Origin of the sequence: Sphingobium amiense (assembly GCF_003967075.1) — a bacterium.
GTDB classification, from domain to species: Bacteria; Pseudomonadota; Alphaproteobacteria; order Sphingomonadales; family Sphingomonadaceae; genus Sphingobium; species Sphingobium amiense.
Window position 1 is genome coordinate 794,416 of record NZ_AP018664.1, and the last position, 16,672, is coordinate 811,087.

General features: G+C 64.1%; 16 protein-coding genes. 11 read left to right on the forward strand and 5 right to left on the reverse strand.

Annotated features, from left to right (window positions below; genetic code table 11):
- Positions 1 to 32 precede the first annotated feature (32 nt).
- The 4 genes from qatA (at position 33) to qatD (ending at position 5,045) form a co-directional block, all read left to right on the forward strand.
- Positions 33 to 2,054, forward strand: coding sequence for a Qat anti-phage system ATPase QatA (gene qatA / locus SAMIE_RS03755; protein WP_232037361.1), 2,022 nt, complete (start codon positions 33 to 35; stop codon positions 2,052 to 2,054).
- Positions 2,055 to 2,344: 290 nt separating this feature from the next.
- On the forward strand, positions 2,345 to 2,938 hold the full coding sequence (qatB, locus tag SAMIE_RS03760) for a Qat anti-phage system associated protein QatB (RefSeq protein ID WP_232037362.1): 594 nt from the start codon (positions 2,345 to 2,347) through the stop codon (positions 2,936 to 2,938).
- Positions 2,939 to 3,066: 128 nt separating this feature from the next.
- Positions 3,067 to 4,284, forward strand: a complete 1,218-nt coding sequence (gene qatC, locus SAMIE_RS03765) for a Qat anti-phage system QueC-like protein QatC (RefSeq protein ID WP_232037363.1) — start codon at positions 3,067 to 3,069, stop codon at positions 4,282 to 4,284.
- Positions 4,285 to 4,292: 8 nt separating this feature from the next.
- Positions 4,293 to 5,045, forward strand: a complete 753-nt coding sequence (qatD, locus tag SAMIE_RS03770) for a Qat anti-phage system TatD family nuclease QatD (protein WP_066698830.1) — start codon at positions 4,293 to 4,295, stop codon at positions 5,043 to 5,045.
- Between the two features lie 51 nt (positions 5,046 to 5,096).
- On the opposite strand, the gene SAMIE_RS03775 is transcribed toward qatD, so the two are convergent.
- Entirely contained in the window at positions 5,097 to 5,642 is a 546-nt protein-coding gene (locus tag SAMIE_RS03775; RefSeq protein ID WP_126516729.1) for a hypothetical protein, read from the reverse strand.
- 499 nt (positions 5,643 to 6,141) lie between these two features.
- On the opposite strand from SAMIE_RS03775, the gene SAMIE_RS03780 reads away from it, so the two are divergent.
- The 4 genes from SAMIE_RS03780 to SAMIE_RS23280 all read left to right on the forward strand — a co-directional run bounded on the left by SAMIE_RS03780 (position 6,142) and on the right by SAMIE_RS23280 (position 10,801).
- A complete protein-coding gene (locus tag SAMIE_RS03780) occupies positions 6,142 to 8,085 on the forward strand; it encodes a ParB/RepB/Spo0J family partition protein (RefSeq protein ID WP_083952425.1) in 1,944 nt (647 codons plus the stop codon).
- Positions 8,086 to 8,149: 64 nt separating this feature from the next.
- Positions 8,150 to 9,688 (forward strand): IS21 family transposase, encoded by a 1,539-nt coding sequence (istA, locus tag SAMIE_RS03785; RefSeq protein ID WP_066698826.1) that lies wholly within the window; start codon positions 8,150 to 8,152, stop codon positions 9,686 to 9,688.
- Positions 9,675 to 10,403, forward strand: a complete 729-nt coding sequence (istB, locus tag SAMIE_RS03790; RefSeq protein ID WP_066698823.1) for an IS21-like element helper ATPase IstB — start codon at positions 9,675 to 9,677, stop codon at positions 10,401 to 10,403. The genes istA and istB overlap by 14 nt, the downstream gene beginning before the upstream one ends.
- Before the next feature lie 251 nt (positions 10,404 to 10,654).
- Positions 10,655 to 10,801, forward strand: a complete 147-nt coding sequence (locus SAMIE_RS23280; RefSeq protein ID WP_157077756.1) for a hypothetical protein — start codon at positions 10,655 to 10,657, stop codon at positions 10,799 to 10,801.
- A 117-nt stretch (positions 10,802 to 10,918) separates the two neighbouring features.
- Here SAMIE_RS23280 and SAMIE_RS03795 read toward each other — a convergent pair whose 3' ends face one another.
- Positions 10,919 to 12,943, reverse strand: coding sequence for a hypothetical protein (locus tag SAMIE_RS03795; RefSeq protein ID WP_066698816.1), 2,025 nt, complete (start codon positions 12,941 to 12,943; stop codon positions 10,919 to 10,921).
- A gap of 93 nt (positions 12,944 to 13,036) precedes the next feature.
- Positions 13,037 to 13,384 carry a type II toxin-antitoxin system HicA family toxin gene (locus tag SAMIE_RS23710; protein WP_232037364.1) on the reverse strand — a complete coding sequence of 116 codons (348 nt, stop codon included), beginning with the start codon at positions 13,382 to 13,384 and terminating at the stop codon, positions 13,037 to 13,039.
- A gap of 553 nt (positions 13,385 to 13,937) precedes the next feature.
- Here SAMIE_RS23710 and SAMIE_RS03805 point away from each other — a divergent pair.
- Positions 13,938 to 14,237 carry a DUF736 domain-containing protein gene (locus SAMIE_RS03805; RefSeq protein WP_066698806.1) on the forward strand — a complete coding sequence of 100 codons (300 nt, stop codon included), beginning with the start codon at positions 13,938 to 13,940 and terminating at the stop codon, positions 14,235 to 14,237.
- 56 nt (positions 14,238 to 14,293) lie between these two features.
- Here SAMIE_RS03805 and SAMIE_RS03810 read toward each other — a convergent pair whose 3' ends face one another.
- Complete coding sequence (locus tag SAMIE_RS03810) at positions 14,294 to 14,629, reverse strand: hypothetical protein (RefSeq protein ID WP_066698803.1); 336 nt, start codon at positions 14,627 to 14,629, stop codon at positions 14,294 to 14,296.
- A 264-nt stretch (positions 14,630 to 14,893) separates the two neighbouring features.
- Between SAMIE_RS03810 and SAMIE_RS03815 the strand changes: the two genes are divergently transcribed.
- On the forward strand, positions 14,894 to 15,736 hold the full coding sequence (locus SAMIE_RS03815) for a DUF932 domain-containing protein (RefSeq protein ID WP_066698795.1): 843 nt from the start codon (positions 14,894 to 14,896) through the stop codon (positions 15,734 to 15,736).
- A 158-nt stretch (positions 15,737 to 15,894) separates the two neighbouring features.
- On the opposite strand, the gene SAMIE_RS03820 is transcribed toward SAMIE_RS03815, so the two are convergent.
- Positions 15,895 to 16,122 carry a helix-turn-helix domain-containing protein gene (locus tag SAMIE_RS03820; RefSeq protein ID WP_083952424.1) on the reverse strand — a complete coding sequence of 76 codons (228 nt, stop codon included), beginning with the start codon at positions 16,120 to 16,122 and terminating at the stop codon, positions 15,895 to 15,897.
- On the opposite strand from SAMIE_RS03820, the gene SAMIE_RS24200 reads away from it, so the two are divergent.
- Positions 16,121 to 16,564, forward strand: coding sequence for a hypothetical protein (locus SAMIE_RS24200; RefSeq protein ID WP_456299960.1), 444 nt, complete (start codon positions 16,121 to 16,123; stop codon positions 16,562 to 16,564). The two genes, SAMIE_RS03820 and SAMIE_RS24200, sit on opposite strands and share 2 nt — an antisense overlap.
- Positions 16,565 to 16,672 lie beyond the last annotated feature (108 nt).

Sequence of the window (16,672 nt, forward strand, 5' to 3'; positions counted from 1 at the left end):
GAACATATGGCGGAGCCTGTCTTCTTCCGGCAATGTTGCGTGCGGGGCTTCACTATTACAACCGCCGCGAGTCGTGGGGCGGAAGCGGGGGCGGGATGATTCTCACTGACAATGAGACAAAGGTCGATCTCCTCAACAATGAGGCGATCGCCAAGACCATCATCGAGCTGCTCCGCGAGAAGCCCGAGCGCGCCGTGACGATCGGCGTTCACGGCGACTGGGGCGCCGGCAAATCCAGCATCTTGGAGATGATCGAGAACGGCCTCAGTTCTGATGCGGACGTGCTCTGCATCAAATTCAACGGATGGCGCTTTCAAGGATTCGAAGACGCCAAGATCGCGTTGATCGAGGGCATCGTCACCGGGCTTATCGAAAAACGCCCGTTGCTCACCCAAGCGGGCATAGCCGTCAAAGACATCTTCCGGCGGATCGATTGGCTCAAGATCGCGCGCCACGGGGGCGGTCTCGCTTTTACCGCCTTCACCGGCATCCCCACGGCCGATCAGGTCGGCGCGGTGGTCGGCACCTTGAAGGGCATCTTTGCCGACCCTTCGAAACTCGCCACGCAGGAGAATTACGACAAGGCCATCGACGGAGTGCAGGGTCTGCTGAAGCCGGGGGAGTCGAAGAATGTCCCCGAAGAGATCGAGGCATTCCGAAAAGCTTTTGACGACCTGCTAAAGCAGGCGGGCGTCAAGCAACTGATCGTGCTCATCGACGATCTCGACCGCTGCCTGCCGGACACCGCGATTGAGACCCTCGAAGCCGTTCGCCTGTTCGTTTTCACCGCCCGCACCGCGTTCATCGTCGCGGCCGACGAGGCGATGATCGAATATTCGGTGCGCAAGCATTTCCCCGAGCTGCCGGACACAACCGGCCCCCGCGACTATGCGCGCAACTATCTCGAAAAGCTGATCCAGATACCGTTCCGGATTCCGGCTTTGGGCGAGACCGAAACCCGCATTTACGTCACCCTGTTGCTCATCGGCGCCGAGCTGGGCGAGGACGATTCCGCTTATTCGGCGCTCATCACCGTCGCGCGTGAATTGCTCAAACGGCCTTGGCAAACGGCCGGGCTCGACGCGCAGACGGTCAAGACCGCCTTGGGCGACAAAGCCGGCAAGGTCCAGAACGCGCTCACCTTGAGCGATCAGATCGGTCCGATCCTGGCCAGCGGCACTCAGGGCAATCCGCGGCAGATCAAGCGCTTCCTGAATACCCTGCTGCTGCGCCATCAAACCGCGCTCGCTCGCGGCTTCGGAGAAGAGGTGAAGCTGCCCGTCCTGGCGAAGCTCATGCTGGCCGAACGATTCCTCTCCAGATTGTTCGACCAGATCGCCAGCGCCGCTGCCCGCGATCCGGATGGCCGCTGCCTAGATTTGACGGCGCTTGAAGCCGCCGCATCGGAGGAGAAGCCAGCCCCCAAGGCGAAGAGAACCGGGCCGAAGATCAGTTCCACCGATGATGCCAAGCCGACTGCCGTGCCGGACTCTAAGGACAGCGCCATCCTGACGGAATGGAAGGCGGCCGACGCGATACGGGCCTGGGCGCGGCTGTCACCGGCCTTGGCCGAAGTCGATCTGCGTCCCTATCTGTTCGTGACCAAGGATCGAAAGGACTATTTCGGCGCGGCCTCCGTCCTCGGCCGCCTCGCCGCTGTGGTCGAGAAGCTGCTCGGCCCGAAACTTGCCGTCCAGGCGTTTGAAGGCGAACTCAAGCAGCTCGTTCCGGCCGAGGCCGCACAGGTCTTCGAGGAGCTGCGCGGGCGCGTCATGGGTGGCGACGCCTTCGATACGGCGCCGCCCGGCATTGATGGGCTCGCCGTACTGGTTCGCGCCCATCCGACATTGCAAGCCAATCTTCTCGACTTGCTCGAAGCCGTGCCAGCCGATCGGTGCGGGCCGTGGCCCGCGTCAGGTTGGGAGGGAATCATCAAGGACTCTGACGCCGTGGCGCGCTTCGAGAAGCTACTCCAGGGATGGTCCACGTCCCAATCTTCCTTCCTGAAGACGACGGCCAGCGCCGCGATTCGCACTCGAAAAGGCGGGCGCTGATGGGAACGTCGAACGCTTATGGGGGTGCAGGTGGCGGCACGCCGCTGATCCCGAGTTGGTTGCAGGGCGACGGTGATGGCGGGGCCGGCGCGGGTGCCGGTGATGGCGACGGGGCACAACCCCCGTCACCTGATGGATCTCCCCCAGCAGTTCCTCCAGCGCCGGCACCTCGGCCAACCGCGCCGGCGGGGGCAACGGATCGCTTCACATCGGCCCGGAACAATTTCACTCGCTTCGCAAGCTCGGGCGGAAGCGACCGCAGGAGCCTCGGCCGCGCGGTCTCGCAATATGTGTCCAAATCGGCGGGCGGCTCACGCCAGGCCGCGCAGCGCATGGGCGCATCGCGGGGCGCGGGCGCCGGACTGGTCAGGTTCCTCAACGACGCCAGCGCGAATGGCGTTCGCGAAGCGTTGCGAACGCTCAATCTGGAAAGCCTCGCCGGGCGGCCGATCGAGGAAGTGTTCGCCGGCCTCGCCGACTATATCTGTCCCGAAGGCGGGTCGATCGACGAGGGCATCGCGCGGGACGCCTTCGTCGAGACCATCGCCGATCTCGCCGGTGCGGGCATTACCGACATCGACGCGCTGACGCCGGGCCAAATCCAGACCGTCTTCGAACTATATGCGACGCACGCGATCGAGGCTCGCATCTGCAACGACATCGGCACCAAGGTCGTGACCTTACCTGCCGACCCGCGCGCGGCCGAGAGGGTTCAGTCGCAACTGCGTGATTTCATCCAGCGCGGTGTCAGCGACGCCATAAACGCTGCGGGCGTCAACATACAGTCGCTGACCCCTGACGCGGTGATGGGCTTCGTGACCAACGTCTATCAATCCGCTTTCGAGGTGTTGCAGACGATGGGCGATGGGGAGGCAGCGAAATGAGGCGCCATGTCATCATCGGCCGTTTCGGCGAGGACGATAAGACCCGCGTCCCCAAGGCGCGCGACGAGATTGCATCGACCTTGCAGTTAGTGGCGGGCAAGCGTCTCGATCATGGGATCGGCCGAGCCTTGGCCGACCTCAAGGCGCTGCACCTGACCCCGAGCGAGATCGGTGCGGACATGCTCGTGGTCGCGGCCCATGTTCATGCAGCGGACACCCGAATCTCCCGCTCGACGGAATCGCAGGATGCCTGGACGCGCGAGATTCGGTTGGTCGTCCCCGTGAGCGATCCCGTGCGATGGACCGCCGCCGCGCCCATCCTGGTCCGCGCCCTGAACTTCCTGACCGGCGACAGATGGGATGTCGGATTCCGCAAGCGGACGAAGGGTTACGCGAAGCTGGTTGCTCCTGCCGCGCCCACCCTCATTCCCGCCCCGTTCGATGGCGTGAGCCTGTTCTCCGGCGGTTTGGACAGTTTGATCGGTGCGATCGACAGCCTGAATGCCAGCGAGACGCCGCTTCTGGTCAGCCATGCCGGCGAAGGACTGGTGAGCAAGTCGCAGGAGCAGTGCTTCGACGGTTTGAAAGCCGCTTATAAAGCATCCGCCTTCGATCGGCTGCGGGTGTGGATGAGCTTCGATAGCGGGTTGGTCGAGGACGTCGGATCGGAGGACACCACACGCGGTCGATCCTTCCTGTTCTTCTCGCTGGGTGTCGCCGCCGGCACCGCGCTCGGCCGCGCCTTCGTGCTCAAAGTTCCCGAGAACGGCCTGATCGCGCTCAACGTGCCGCTCGATCGACTCCGGCTCGGTGCGCTCAGCACCCGGACGACACATCCTTTCTATATGGCCCGGTGGAACGAATTGCTCGGCGCACTCGGTGTCGGAGGGAAGGTCGAGAATCCCTATTGGGACAAGACCAAGGGGGAGATGGTCGCCCAATGCGCCAATCCGGCCTTGTTAAAGCAGCTCGCCCCTCTGTCGCTATCATGTTCATCACCGACGAAGGGGCGCTGGACCAAGAAGCCGCAGGGACATTGCGGATACTGCCTACCATGTCTCATTCGGCGGGCCTCTCTGCGAGGCAGGGATTCAACAGTTTACGGCGTGCCCGACCTGAAGACTGCCACATTGGACACCAGGCAGGCCGAAGGTCAGCAGGTCCGATCCTTCCAGATCGCGATCGCGCGGCTATCGAAGCGTCCGGAACTCGCCAAGGCCCTCATCCACAAGCCGGGGCCGCTCTATGATGATCCCACCCGCCACGATGGCCTGGCCGATGTCTATCGCCGCGGATTGGAGGAGGTTGGGCGCTTGCTGACTGGCGTTCGCGCCGCACCGTCGTAAGAGGCTCCATGCGATCGGGTCTCGTCGATTTTCACTGTCACCTCGATCTCTACCCGGACCACGCCGCCGCGGTGGAGCGTTGCGAGCGCGATGGCGTATTTACCCTCACCGTAACCACCACGCCCAAGGCTTGGTCGCGAAACCACGAACTGGCGTCCGCCACGCGTCATGTTCGGGCAGCTCTCGGCCTGCATCCTCAGTTGGTCGCCGACCGCGCTCATGAGATCGGTCTATGGGAGGAATTGCTGCCGCGCACCCGCTATGTCGGCGAGGTTGGGCTGGACGCCGGCCCGCGGTTTTACAGGTCGTTCGAGACGCAGAAGGAGATTTTCGCTCGCGTGCTGACGCTGTGTGCGGCGGCGGGGAACAAGATCGTCACGACGCATAGCGTCCGCGCGACCAAGGCCGTCCTCGATATGATCGAGCAATACATGCCCCCCCCGCGTGGCCGCGTGGTGCTTCATTGGTTCACTGGCACCGCAGCAGAGGCCAAGAGAGCAGTCGATCTCGGCTGCTATTTTTCGGTGAACGCGGAGATGCTCGCGAATGAGAAGCGCGCGGCGATAACCAAGGCGCTCCCGTTGGATCGCGTTCTGACGGAGACAGATGGGCCATTCACTCAGACCGACGCCCGCCCGACCACGCCGAGCGATGTCTGGATCGCTGTCGAAGGTATGGCGCGTCTGCACGGAACGCCACCCGCTGATATGTCCGCCACGATAATGCGGAATCTCAAAAGCCTGCTTGTAGAACAAGCATAGACGCCACCCGCAGGATCGAAGCGCTATCGCGCTGGCTGGGTAGAGGTCGTCTCAGATTTCGTTGTCCTGCTCGCGCCGCAATTCTCTAATACGCTCGATAACGGGTGAGCTGATCGTGGGGCGATTGATGTCGCGGAACAGCCGATTGACCTTGATGACACCAGAGTCCTCAAGGATCATCCGGCGAGCTTCTCTCCAATCCCGTTGGAACTGCGCGAGACGCGCTTGACGTTCGCTTTCGGGCAGGTCGCGCAGGTCTTCCACACCCATGAAAAGCGCGGTGCAATGGGCGCCCAGTTCCTCGTCTATATAGAGCACGTTGCGCGTTGTATGTTCCGCGATCGGCATGATGGCTGCGGAGATCAGCTCGTGCCGCTCGGCCGCCGACAGTTTCGTATTGTCGATCACTTCGTTCGCGATCCGGTGGCTCTCAAACAGGATATTTATAAGCGAGTCGTAGGCTTCGAGGCGCTTGCCGAAGATCGCCGCTGCGAATTGTTCTGCTCTTTGCCGTCGTCTCAATAACTCTCCCAAGATGACGCCCAGAGGAACACCCACGAGGCCGATCAGTGCTCCGGTTAATTGTGACCAGTCCATAGACTTTCCCCAAGCTAATAGCCCTGACCCGGGCGCAATCCGATGCTGCCCGCTCTATTCTAATCCACCTCGCTTCAGTGTGCGGATGGTGTCTTTTTGCTGCTATCATTTTCCGGTTTGAGGGGGAAAGCTTTCCCCTGCTGGCGAGCCCCAGGCGGGTCTCGCCAGACCCCTTCTAGCGGGGACGCCCCGCAACGCCCCGCTCGGCGTGTTCACGCCGAACCGTAAATCCGCCCCGGCGGATTTGGGCCTTTCCCATGCTGCGGAGATCGGGCCAGGGCTGCGCCGGCCCGATCGCGTCTGTCGTTGCTCACTCCGTCTGTGGGGTGGGCGACGCTTCCCTTTAGGCCCGCCGCGCCGGGCCGCAACGCGCGTGCCGCGCTTACCTCCTCTGCGTTCCGGCCCTTCGGGTGCTGCCCGGCTCCGCCGGCGGGCCTGCCGGTCGCTTCTTCGCCGCCCACCCCATTCCGGGGTGAGTGTGGTTTTAAGGAGAAGTGTGATGAACGCTGTTACCGAAACCGCAGCCGCCGAGCCTGTGTCTGGCATCGAGATTTTCGTGCCGCTCGCCAAGCTCAAGAAGTCACCGCGCAATGCCCGCAAGGTGCCGCATGGGGAAGCCGCTATCGAGGCGCTGGCCGCGTCGATCCAGCATAAGGGGCTGATCCAGAACCTTGTCGTGGAACCCGAAGTCAGGGAAGACGGGACGCCGACCGGCTATTACCTCGTTACCGCTGGCGAAGGCCGCAGGCAGGCGATGCTGCTATCCGCCAAGCGCAAGCAGATAAGGAAGAGCCATCCGGTGCGCTGCTGGCTGGATACGGTGAACGATCCCGCCGAGATCAGCCTTGATGAAAACGTCACCCGGACCCCCATGCACCCCGCCGACCAGTTCGAGCGGTTCGCGGAGCTTTCCAACGACAAGGGTTGGGGGGCGCAGGAAATCGGCGCGCGGTTCGGCGTGTCGGCCAATGTGGTGAAGCAGCGGCTTCGCCTTGGCGCTGTCAGCCCCAAGCTGTTGCAGGTCTATCGTGAGGACGGGCTTACGCTGGACCAGCTTATGGCCTTCGCCATCACCGAGGATCATGCCCGGCAGGAGCAGGTATTCGAGAATCTGCACCATAATCGTGAACCGTGGATCATCCGGCGCGACATGACCGCGACCAACGTGCCTGCCGATGATCGCCGCGCGGTGTTCGTCGGGGCCGATGCCTATATCGAGGCGGGCGGCACCATCATCCGCGACCTGTTCAGCGAGGATCGGGGCGGGTTCTTCGAGGATGCGGGCTTGCTCGATATGCTCGCTGCCGAGAAGCTGCGCGAGATCGCAGGCGAGGTCGAGGCCGAGGGCTGGAAATGGGCCGAAGCGCACATCGACTATCCCCACGCCCACGGGATGCGGCGCTTCTATCCGCAGGCCATTCCCCTGTCCGACGAGGACGAGGCGCGGCTTGAGGTGCTGTCCACCGAGCATGATGACCTTGCCGAAGGCTATTCATCCTATGACGAGTTGCCCGAGGATGTGGCCGAAAGGCTGGAGGCCGTGTCCCACGAGATCGACGCCATTTCGGCGAAGCGTTCGGCCTATGACGCCAACGTGATCGCGCATGGCGGCGCATTTGTGGTGCTTCACCATGACGGCACGGTCAGGATCGAGCGTGGCTTCGTCCGTACCGAGGACGAAGCGCTTGCCGACCCGCAGCCCGAGCAGGAAGCCGAAGGCGATGCAACAGCCCCGGAGGCGAGAGAGGACTTGGAGGACGAGGATACCGACGAGGACGTGCAGGAGATCGAGGAGGACGAGGAACCGGGCAAGCCGATTTCCGACAGCCTCACCCGCGACCTGTCCGCCCACCGGACGCTGGCGCTTCGCGTAGCGTTGGCCGACCAGCCGGATACGGCGTTGATCGCGCTGACCCACACGCTCACCGCGCAACTGTTCTACAGCTATGCGGAGGCTGGTTGCCTTGAGGTCCGCCCGACACTGACCCCCTTGGGGAGCCATGCGGACGGCATCGAGGACACACCCTTGGCGGCGCGGGCGAGCGAGCAGCACGAGGCATGGGCCGAACGGATGCCGCGCGACGTGGCCGATCTGTGGGGCTTCGTTGTCGGGCTGACGGAGCAGATGCGGACTGCGCTGCTGGCGCATTGCGTGTCCCGCACCGTCAATGCCCTGCGGTTGCCGTGGGACCGAAAGCCCCGTTCACAGCAAACAGCGGACAGGCTGGCAAGTGCGCTGGCGCTGGATATGGCGAAGGACTGGACGCCGACCGTGGACAGCTACCTTGGCCGCGTCACCAAGGCGCATATCGTAGAGGCTGTGGCGGAGGGTGTGTCGGAGGATGCAGCCCGCCGGATCGCGGACATGAAGAAGCCGGACATGGCGCAAACTTGTGGATCGGCGTGCAAGAAGGACCCCGTTATGGGGGTGATCGGCGTCTAAAAGGGACCCCCATCTCGATGGTTTAGGTGCGTCCGTTTGGTGATGACCAGACGGCGGGATCGGGATGTTGATTTTGGAGACGGTAGTAAGGATCCGGCGCGAGCACGCCGATGGCAAGTCGATCAAGGCGATCGCGCGGGATCTGCGGTTGTCGCGCAAAGTGGTGAGGAAGGCGATCCGCGCTCCTGAGGCGGGCTTCGCGTATCGGCGCTCGGTGCAGCCACTTCCCCGGATCGGCCCTTTCCAGGAGCGCTTGGACGCTCTGCTGGCCGAGAACGAGGTGCGGCCCCGGCGCGAACGGCTGCGGATGACGCGGATCCACGATCTGCTGGTGCGCGAGGGCCTACCGACAAGCTCAGGAGAGCGTTTGACGGTCTCCTACGATGCTGTCCGGCGTTATGCGAAGCGCTGGCTGGACGAGCGGCGCAAGGATGCAGGTGACGGCGCTGCGGCGTTCATCCCGCTGATGTTCCGGCCCGGCGAGGCATACCAGTTCGACTGGAGCCACGAGGATGTGGAGATCGCCGGCAAGCCGATGCGCGTGAAGGTCGCACATATGCGGCTGTGCGCGTCGCGGGCTGTGTACGTGAGAGCCTATCCCCGTGAGACGCAGGAGATGGTGTTCGATGCCCATGCGCGGGCGTTCGCGTTCTTCGGCGGCGTGCCGACGCGCGGGATCTACGACAACATGAAGACCGCGGTGACGACCGTGTTCACTGGCAAGGAGCGGGTCTTCAACCGGCGCTTCCTGATCATGGCCGACCACTACATGGTCGAGCCCACCGCCTGCTCGCCGGCAGCAGGTTGGGAGAAGGGCCAGGTTGAGCATCAGGTGCAGACGATGCGCGGGCGGTTCTTCCAGCCCCGGCTACGCTTCGCCAGCTTGGAGGAGCTGAACGGGTGGCTGGAGGCGGAGTGCCGCCGGTGGGCGGCGCTGCACCAGCACCCCGATCAGAAGGAGCTGACCATCGCCCAGGCATGGGACGCCGAACGTCCGGCGCTCCAGGCGATGTTGGCGCCGTTCGACGGCTTCCACGAGACGCCGCACGCGGTGACCGGCACCTGCCTCATAAACTTCGACCGCAACCGCTACTCGGTCATGGCCAAGGCGGCACGGCGGGCGGTGCAGGTGCGCGCTTACGCCGACCGGATCGTGGTCCGCCTGGACGACGAGGTCGTGGCCGAGCATCCCCGCTTCTTCGGCCGGGATCGGATGATCCTCGATCCTTGGCACTACCTGCCAGTGCTGGCCAAGAAGCCGGGCGCACTCAGGAACGGGGCACCGTTCCAGGGCTGGGAGTTGCCGCCAGCGCTTGCACGGCTCAGGCGCAAGCTCGGGACTGGCGATGAAGCCGACCGGCGCTTCGTGCGCGTGTTGTCCGCCGTGCTCACCGACGGCCTTGAGGCGGTCGAGGCTGCGATCCGCGAAGCGCTTGCTGCCGGCGCTGCCAGCGACGATGTGATCCTCAACATCCTGGCGCGGCGGCGTGAGCCGCCCCGGCCGAGGACGATCACCACGTCCGACGCACTCGCGCTCAGCCACCCACCGACCGCCGACTGCGCCCGCTACGACCTGCTGCGAGGCGCCCGTGCAGCGGCATGAGATGATCGCCGCGATGAGCGGCCTCGGTCTTAAGGGCATGGCCAGCGCGTTCGATGAGGCGGTCACCACCGGCGTGCAGCGCAAGCGCACCGCCATGGAGATCCTGACCGATCTGCTGCGTGCCGAGGCAGCTCACCGCCACGCGGCATCGATCCGCTATCGCATGAGTGCGGCCAAGCTGCCGGTGGTGAAGGACCTCGACGCGTTCGTGTTCGAAGGCACGCCCATCAACGAGGAGCTGGTGCGCTCGCTCCATGCTGGCGCGTTCCTGCCCGGCCAGCGCAACATCGTCCTGGTCGGCGGCACCGGGACCGGCAAGACCCATCTTGCGGTTGCCATCACCGCCAGCGTGGTGCGTGCCGGTGCCCGCGGCCGCTACTTCAACACCGTCGATCTGGTGAACCGGCTCGAGGAGGAGAGCCGTCTCGGCAAGGCCGGCGCACTCGCGGCCCAGCTCTCGCGTCTCGACCTCGTCGTGCTCGATGAGCTCGGCTATCTGCCGTTCGCACGCTCCGGCGGCCAACTGCTGTTCCACCTTGTTAGCAAGCTCTACGAGCGCACCTCGGTGATCATCACCACCAACCTGGCGTTCGGCGAATGGCCAACCGTGTTCGGCGACCCGAAGATGACGGCCGCGCTGCTCGACCGCATCACCCATCACTGCGACATCGTCGAGACCGGCAACGATAGCTGGCGGCTCAGGAACCGCAGCTAAAACCCTCCCCCCGGACCCCCCACCCGGCGGTTGACCCGGTGGGTCCACAGGAACCTCCCACGGCCGCCACCGCCAGCGCTTGGGGAGGCGCGCGGCGTCGGCCGTGGGTCCCTCCTATGGACTACCGGGACAACCGCCCGACATCACCAAAGGGGGTCCCTCTTCGACGCCGATATGGGGTCCCGGTTCGACGCCTATTTACAGCGCAAACTGCCGAGCAGCTTCTCGCCGGGACCGGCTGGCTTCCCGCCGTGCTGCGGACGCCCCAGTTGGAGGCCGAGCAGACCGCGCCGGTCGAGGCTGTGGATACCGGGACGTTGGAGCAGCCGTCCGAAGCGGAGGCCCCCGATGCCGAAGCGCAGGACGGTCATGCGTCCTATGCCGTGGCCGCCGAGTAGTGGCACCGGGCGGGGCCGCGCGAGCGGTCCCGGCCTTCCATTTCGACCGGCGAAAAATCGCGGCCGCGCCCGTTGGGGCGCGGCCGCTACTTTTATGGACGTCGGATCGAAGTGAACTCAGTCTTCCGTCAGTTCCTCATCCGTATCGGCGTAAGGATCGACATCTTCCTGTTCGTCTTCGTCAATGTCACCATTGGCCGGGGCGGTGCGCTTGGTTCCATAAGCCTTCCGGAACGTCCGAGCCCAGACGACCATTTCCTCATCCAGCCTACTCACCAATTCACGCCAGGAATCAGTCAGTCTTGGCTCGACTCCCTGCGAGTCAACGAGGGGCTGGCCATCATCACCTTCGACGGCGGTCAAGCCTGCGAAGGCATGATCCACCTCCAGCAGTGCCGCACCAAGTGCGCCCAGAGCGTTGTGATACCGATCCATCGGCGTATCGCCGGCCCGCGCTGCCTTCGCCTTTCCGGGCGGGGGAAACTCATGGCGCAGATAAATATCGCTCACCACCTGATCCGCTGAGTCATCGGCCAGACGCTTGACCTGACCCTGTTCGTCAACGGCGCGAAGAAGCGGACCATCATCGAAGTCGCGCAACGCCTGGCCGAGCTGATGAACGCCGTGAAGCGACCGACGCATGGTGTCGAGAATCTCCCCTGGCGTGCGACGATCGGGCTGGGCATTGCCCGAGGAGCCGCGATCGGCGTTGAGCCGTCCCGTCACCACCAACGGATAAGATGCCCGGATTGCCAGCTCCATCGAAGCAGGACCGGGTTCGTCGGTTGAGCCCTTGCCGATCGCTTCCCGGACCTCGTCAAGCGCAGCTTCGACGAGCTGATCGGTCGTGCGGCCCGTCGCCACCCAGTCCGAGCGATGCACGGCCTTGCCGAACGCATGCCTCAGATAGCGACGGATCTGATCGATCTTGGCCGGATCATCCGCCACCGCCCGCAGAATCAGGGCCGTGGCAAGCTCATTCATCAACTTCGACGTGATCCGCTTGCGCGTTGACTGGCTGGTTACGGCAACCCGGATCGCCTCTTCGACGCCATCGTCCGGGCTGGTGAACAGCCGAACGATCTGTGCTGCCCGCTGGACCGGATCGACGGGCAGATGGGCAGCCTTAGCCTCGGCACGCGTGCAGGCGCCAGCATAGTAGTCGCGCTGCGTACCCGTGATGAGATCGCGGCGATACAGTTCGTCCAGAACCTCGTCCGCCAGCGATTCGTTCTCCGGGCCTTCGCCCCAGGGCTTGGGGGGATCGACGTGACGCAGCGCGACAAAGGACTTCACGGCGGTAGGAAAGCCGGTCGTTCCCGACGCATGCGGCCGGAAGCCGACGAGGATGAGCGCAGGGATACGCTCGCAGCGCAGCGCGACAACCGTCTGCTTATCCCGCTCGCCGCGCTCGAAAGCGTCGTTCAGCCGCCGGATATGCGCGCGGAACTTGGCATCCTGATCGTCATAGGGAACATCGGCTGAGCGAATGCCCAGCAGATTATGGACCGCAGTATCGCGGGACGAACCCTCGACCGTGGTCAGGGTCGTCACCGGCTCGGAGCCGTCGCCATGCTGGTAGGTGGTGGCGACGAGCCACACCGCTTCCATCACCCCCTGAGACTCGATGGACGTGCGCCAATCGTTTTCGGCCAGCACGAACCGCGCTGCCTGCTGGGAGGCCCAGGCCAAGTGATGGCTGTTCTCAATGTCCACCGCCAGTTCGGCCGACTGCGGACGATCGGGATCGAGCGGCCGGGGCTCCGGCACCGGACGAAACTTGGAATCCTCGCCTCCGGTCCCTGGCTCAACGGCAAAGGGGTGACGCCGTGACGGCAAGGTGCGCGGATTGCGCGGATCGGGCATGGTCCGCCGCGCCCAGACGCTGGTCCTGATCCCGAGCAGGGTGCCGCCGGGCACCGGGATGCGCTCGACGTCAGGGTCGTCGGCCGCGCCAATCGACGCGCGAACGTCGGACGGATCGACGACGGCGTTGGCGATGGCTGATGCCGAGGCTTCGGAGAGCTTGAAAGCGTCCTTAAGCCGCTCGGCCAAGGTCTGGCGAGCCTTTGCGTGCGCATATTCGGGCAGGCGCTCGACCGGACGCGGAAGGATGTGGGTGTCGTGATTATTCTCAGTCATGGTGAAATCTCCCCGGCGAGCCCGCACAGCGGTGCATCGCCGATATGAAAAATGAAAAGCCGGGGCCGCACGCGGCGGCCCCGGAGCCGGCCGTTAGTGGACGGTCGCCGTGCGCATCTTCCGACGCAGCATGGCGTGCAGGTTCTTCAGCCCGCGATGATCGGACGGCGTATCCGGCGCGAAAACCGGGCCGTCCATTTCGGGATGGTCGAACCGCCAATGACCGCCACGGGTCTTGGTGGCCGTGAAGCCCTGGCGCTCAAGATCGCGCCGGACTTCCTTCATCTGACTGCTTGCAGACAAGGTACTACTCCTCAGCAGGCGGCCGACGGCACGCAGCCTCGATCGACCGCAACACATGGTTGACGGAACCGAGGTGCCAAGGAGAGAAATGCTCCATTGCGCATCCTCCTCCTGCTTACTGGCAAATTCCAGCGTCACCGAAGGCGGCAGCAGAGCTTGAGAACAGTTCCAAGACGTATGAGACAACCGGGCTAACCGATTGGTCCCACGTGGCCGCCCTTCGCCGAATCGACGAAGGTGAACAGCTCGCATATCTGCGTCGCGGTACGTTCCCCATGATCCGGGCCGAGGCAATTGTCAAGCCAGCGTCACGGCATCGGGTAAGTCGGTCGATCAAGATCGCAGGCGCTGGCGGTTTAAGAATCCGGTCTCTGAGGCACGCAAAGCCGCCGCCGCAATCACATTGGTGGCACGGTCAGCCATAGCGTTCTCTTCGGCATCGGAACGACGCGCGGGGCCTCCCGATTGGCTTGATCTAACCGGGGCCGGCTTCGCCTCGCTCGACCTGGCGCAACGCCGCCGCGCGGCTTTTTTCCGCCGCCTTCGTCTTTGCATCGCGAAGCAAAAAAGCCGCGCGTCGCCATCCTCCGCTGCGCTCCGGCCGCAAGCGGTGCGCGTCCGATCGTCCCCGGTTCACCGATCGCCATCGAGGCCGCGGCGGTCGTGGCTCGAAAGCGAAAGGAACTTCGACATGGCGACCATCGGCACCTTCACCCAAGCCGACAACGGCAACTTCAACGGCACCATCACCACCGCAACTCTCAAGCTCAAGGCGACCCTCAAGTCGATCGACATGGACGGCGACAAGGCGCCCGACTACCGGCTCACGGTTGGCACGGTCGAATGCGGCGCGGGATGGAAGAAGACCAGCCGCGAGAACCGTGATTACATCTCGGTCAAGTTCGACGACCCGACCTTCCCGGCGCCGATCTACGCCACCCTGGTCGAAACCGAGACCGCCGGCGAATACGCGCTCATTTGGTCCCGCTGACCCAAGCGGCGCCCCCGCTCCACCGAGCGGGGGCGCCTCTCGCGTTGAATGGGCGACTAACCGATCAGCAAATCGAACAGGGGCAGCGGTGTTGGGCCGCCCTCCGGCAGCGCGCCGGCGTCATAGGTTGCGATCGTCAGCCATTCGACACGCCAGTCCAGCGTCAGCTCGCCGTGACCGACGCGTGATATCCCCGCGCCGTCCACCACGACCCGGAAATCGAAGCGATCTTCCTCGGCTTCAAGGCGGCCTTCGATCAGCGAACCGTCGCTTGCCGCCAGCAGGAAGCGTTCCTCCACCTCGTCATAGGGAACCCGCAGTGTCTTGGTGATGTCGCCCGCGACCGCGACCGCGATGCGCTGGCCGGGCCGTCCCGTGATCGTGACGCTCATACCGACTCCTTGCCGCTGGTTTGGATCAAAACAGGAACAAAAGGCAAGGGGTGTTTGCTGGCACCGCACGGCGGCGCGGTGCTTGGGGCGCTGCCCCTGGCGCACTCCAAGCGGCTTCCGCCCAGCTTCCTCCACGCGCAAGCGCGCTCCGTGCAGCCGGTTCCCCGCGAAGCCGCTTTCCGTTTGCACCCCCGGTCTCGCCGACGGGCAGGGTTTCAGCGCGGCGCTCCGCTGCGCGGAAACCCAAGCCCAAGGAGGCCCAAAATGCACTATCAGCTTGCAACTCGGTTCGGCCGGAACGCCCATCAGATCAGCGGCCGGGAGCCGCTCGACAACGAGGCGCTGTATCGGAACGTCCCGTCAATCTTCGCCCGTGAGGCGCATGACAGCCGTTCGGAGCGGTATGTTTATGTGCCCACCATCGACATTGTGGAGGGGCTGCGCCGGGAGGGGTGGTTTCCGTTCTTCGCCGTCCAGTCGGTGCCGCGCGACGGCAGCCGCCACGGCCACGCCAAGCACATGCTGCGCCTTCGCCGGGATGACGGCATCGGCAAGCCCGAGGCCGCCGAAGTTATCATCGTCAACAGCCATGACGGGACCAGCGCGTATCAGATGTTCGCCGGGATGCTGCGTTTCGTCTGCACCAACAGCATGATTGCGGGCGAGCGGTTCGAGGAGGTTCGCGTGCCGCATAAGGGCAACATCGAGCACGACATTATCGAGGGCGTTTATACTGTCGCCGAGGACTTCCCCCGGTTGATCGACGCCAGCGAGTCGATGAAGGCGATCCAGCTTTCCGAGGACGAGCGGCGGTTGCTCGGCGAGGTGAGTCTAGTCGCCCGCTACGGCGAGGACGAGAGCCCGGTGCGACCCGAACAGATCATCGAGCCGCGTCGCCGCGAGGATGTAGACCGCAGCCTATGGACCACGTTCAACGTCATTCAGGAGAATGTCGTTCGGGGTGGATTACAAGGCCGCAAGCGCAACGCCGAGGGCCGTATCCGCCGGGCGCAGACCCGAGCGATCAACGGCATCGATCAGAATGTGACGCTCAACCGCGCACTCTGGACACTCGCCGAGGGGATGCAGCGCCTCAAAGCGGCATGACCGTCGTCGCCGCAGGGCCGGAGCTCCGGCCCTGCGGCTTCGCCGTTTTCGCGCCGATCCGCTGCGCCGGATCGGCGGCGGCCGCGCGTCCCAAGGTCCGTGCGGCCGCAATCGCGCTCGCTGCGCTGACGCGCAGCTCGCGCTCAAGTTTTGCGAAGCTATTGGGCCTCGGATGGATCGATTTCGGCGACAAGATCGGCAGGAGTGACGCCAAGCGCCGAGGCCAAATGAAACAAGGTGACGACCGTTGGATTACGCCGGCCACGCTCCAGATCGCTGACATATTGTTGGGTAAAGCCTGACGTCTCGGCGAAGCGCTCCTGGGTAAAGCCCTTATCCTTTCTCAGCTTGGCGAAGTTCAATCCCACGAGACGGCGCATATCCATGCGCGGCAAACTGGACGATACACCTCATCCGGTTTATCCCATATCAGTTGTATCGGCTGGAGTGCGCCATTCGTCCGCGCGGAAGGTGCATCTAACGATGCAGGACTTGCGCGTATCCGGTTCAGCAGTTTGCGCTAAACTGGTTAACGGGCAACATGACGGGGGCGCCATGAGCACCGATGAATTTGCAGATCGCGCGCCCGACGTATCGCAACTGACCGCATATGACGAAAGCCATCTCGTCGACTATTTGCGGCTGCTCGACGCCGACGATGGCGGCGCCGATTGGCGCGAGACAACCGCCGAAATTCTCGGCGTGGACGCCGCGGTCGAGCCGCAGCGCGCGAAAGAGATGCACGATAGCCATCTCGCCCGAGCGAGATGGATGACGGAAGTAGGCTACGCACATCTTCTCGGCTCTGAGCGTCCCCTAAAGCGTTAAGTTTCAATTCGTTTTGGGTTCATTCCGCCGCCGTCGCTGGAGCTTACTCGGCATGGTTGAGCGCAACCTTAGCGCTATCTTGAGTGAGGCAGTCCGTCGATCCTCGCC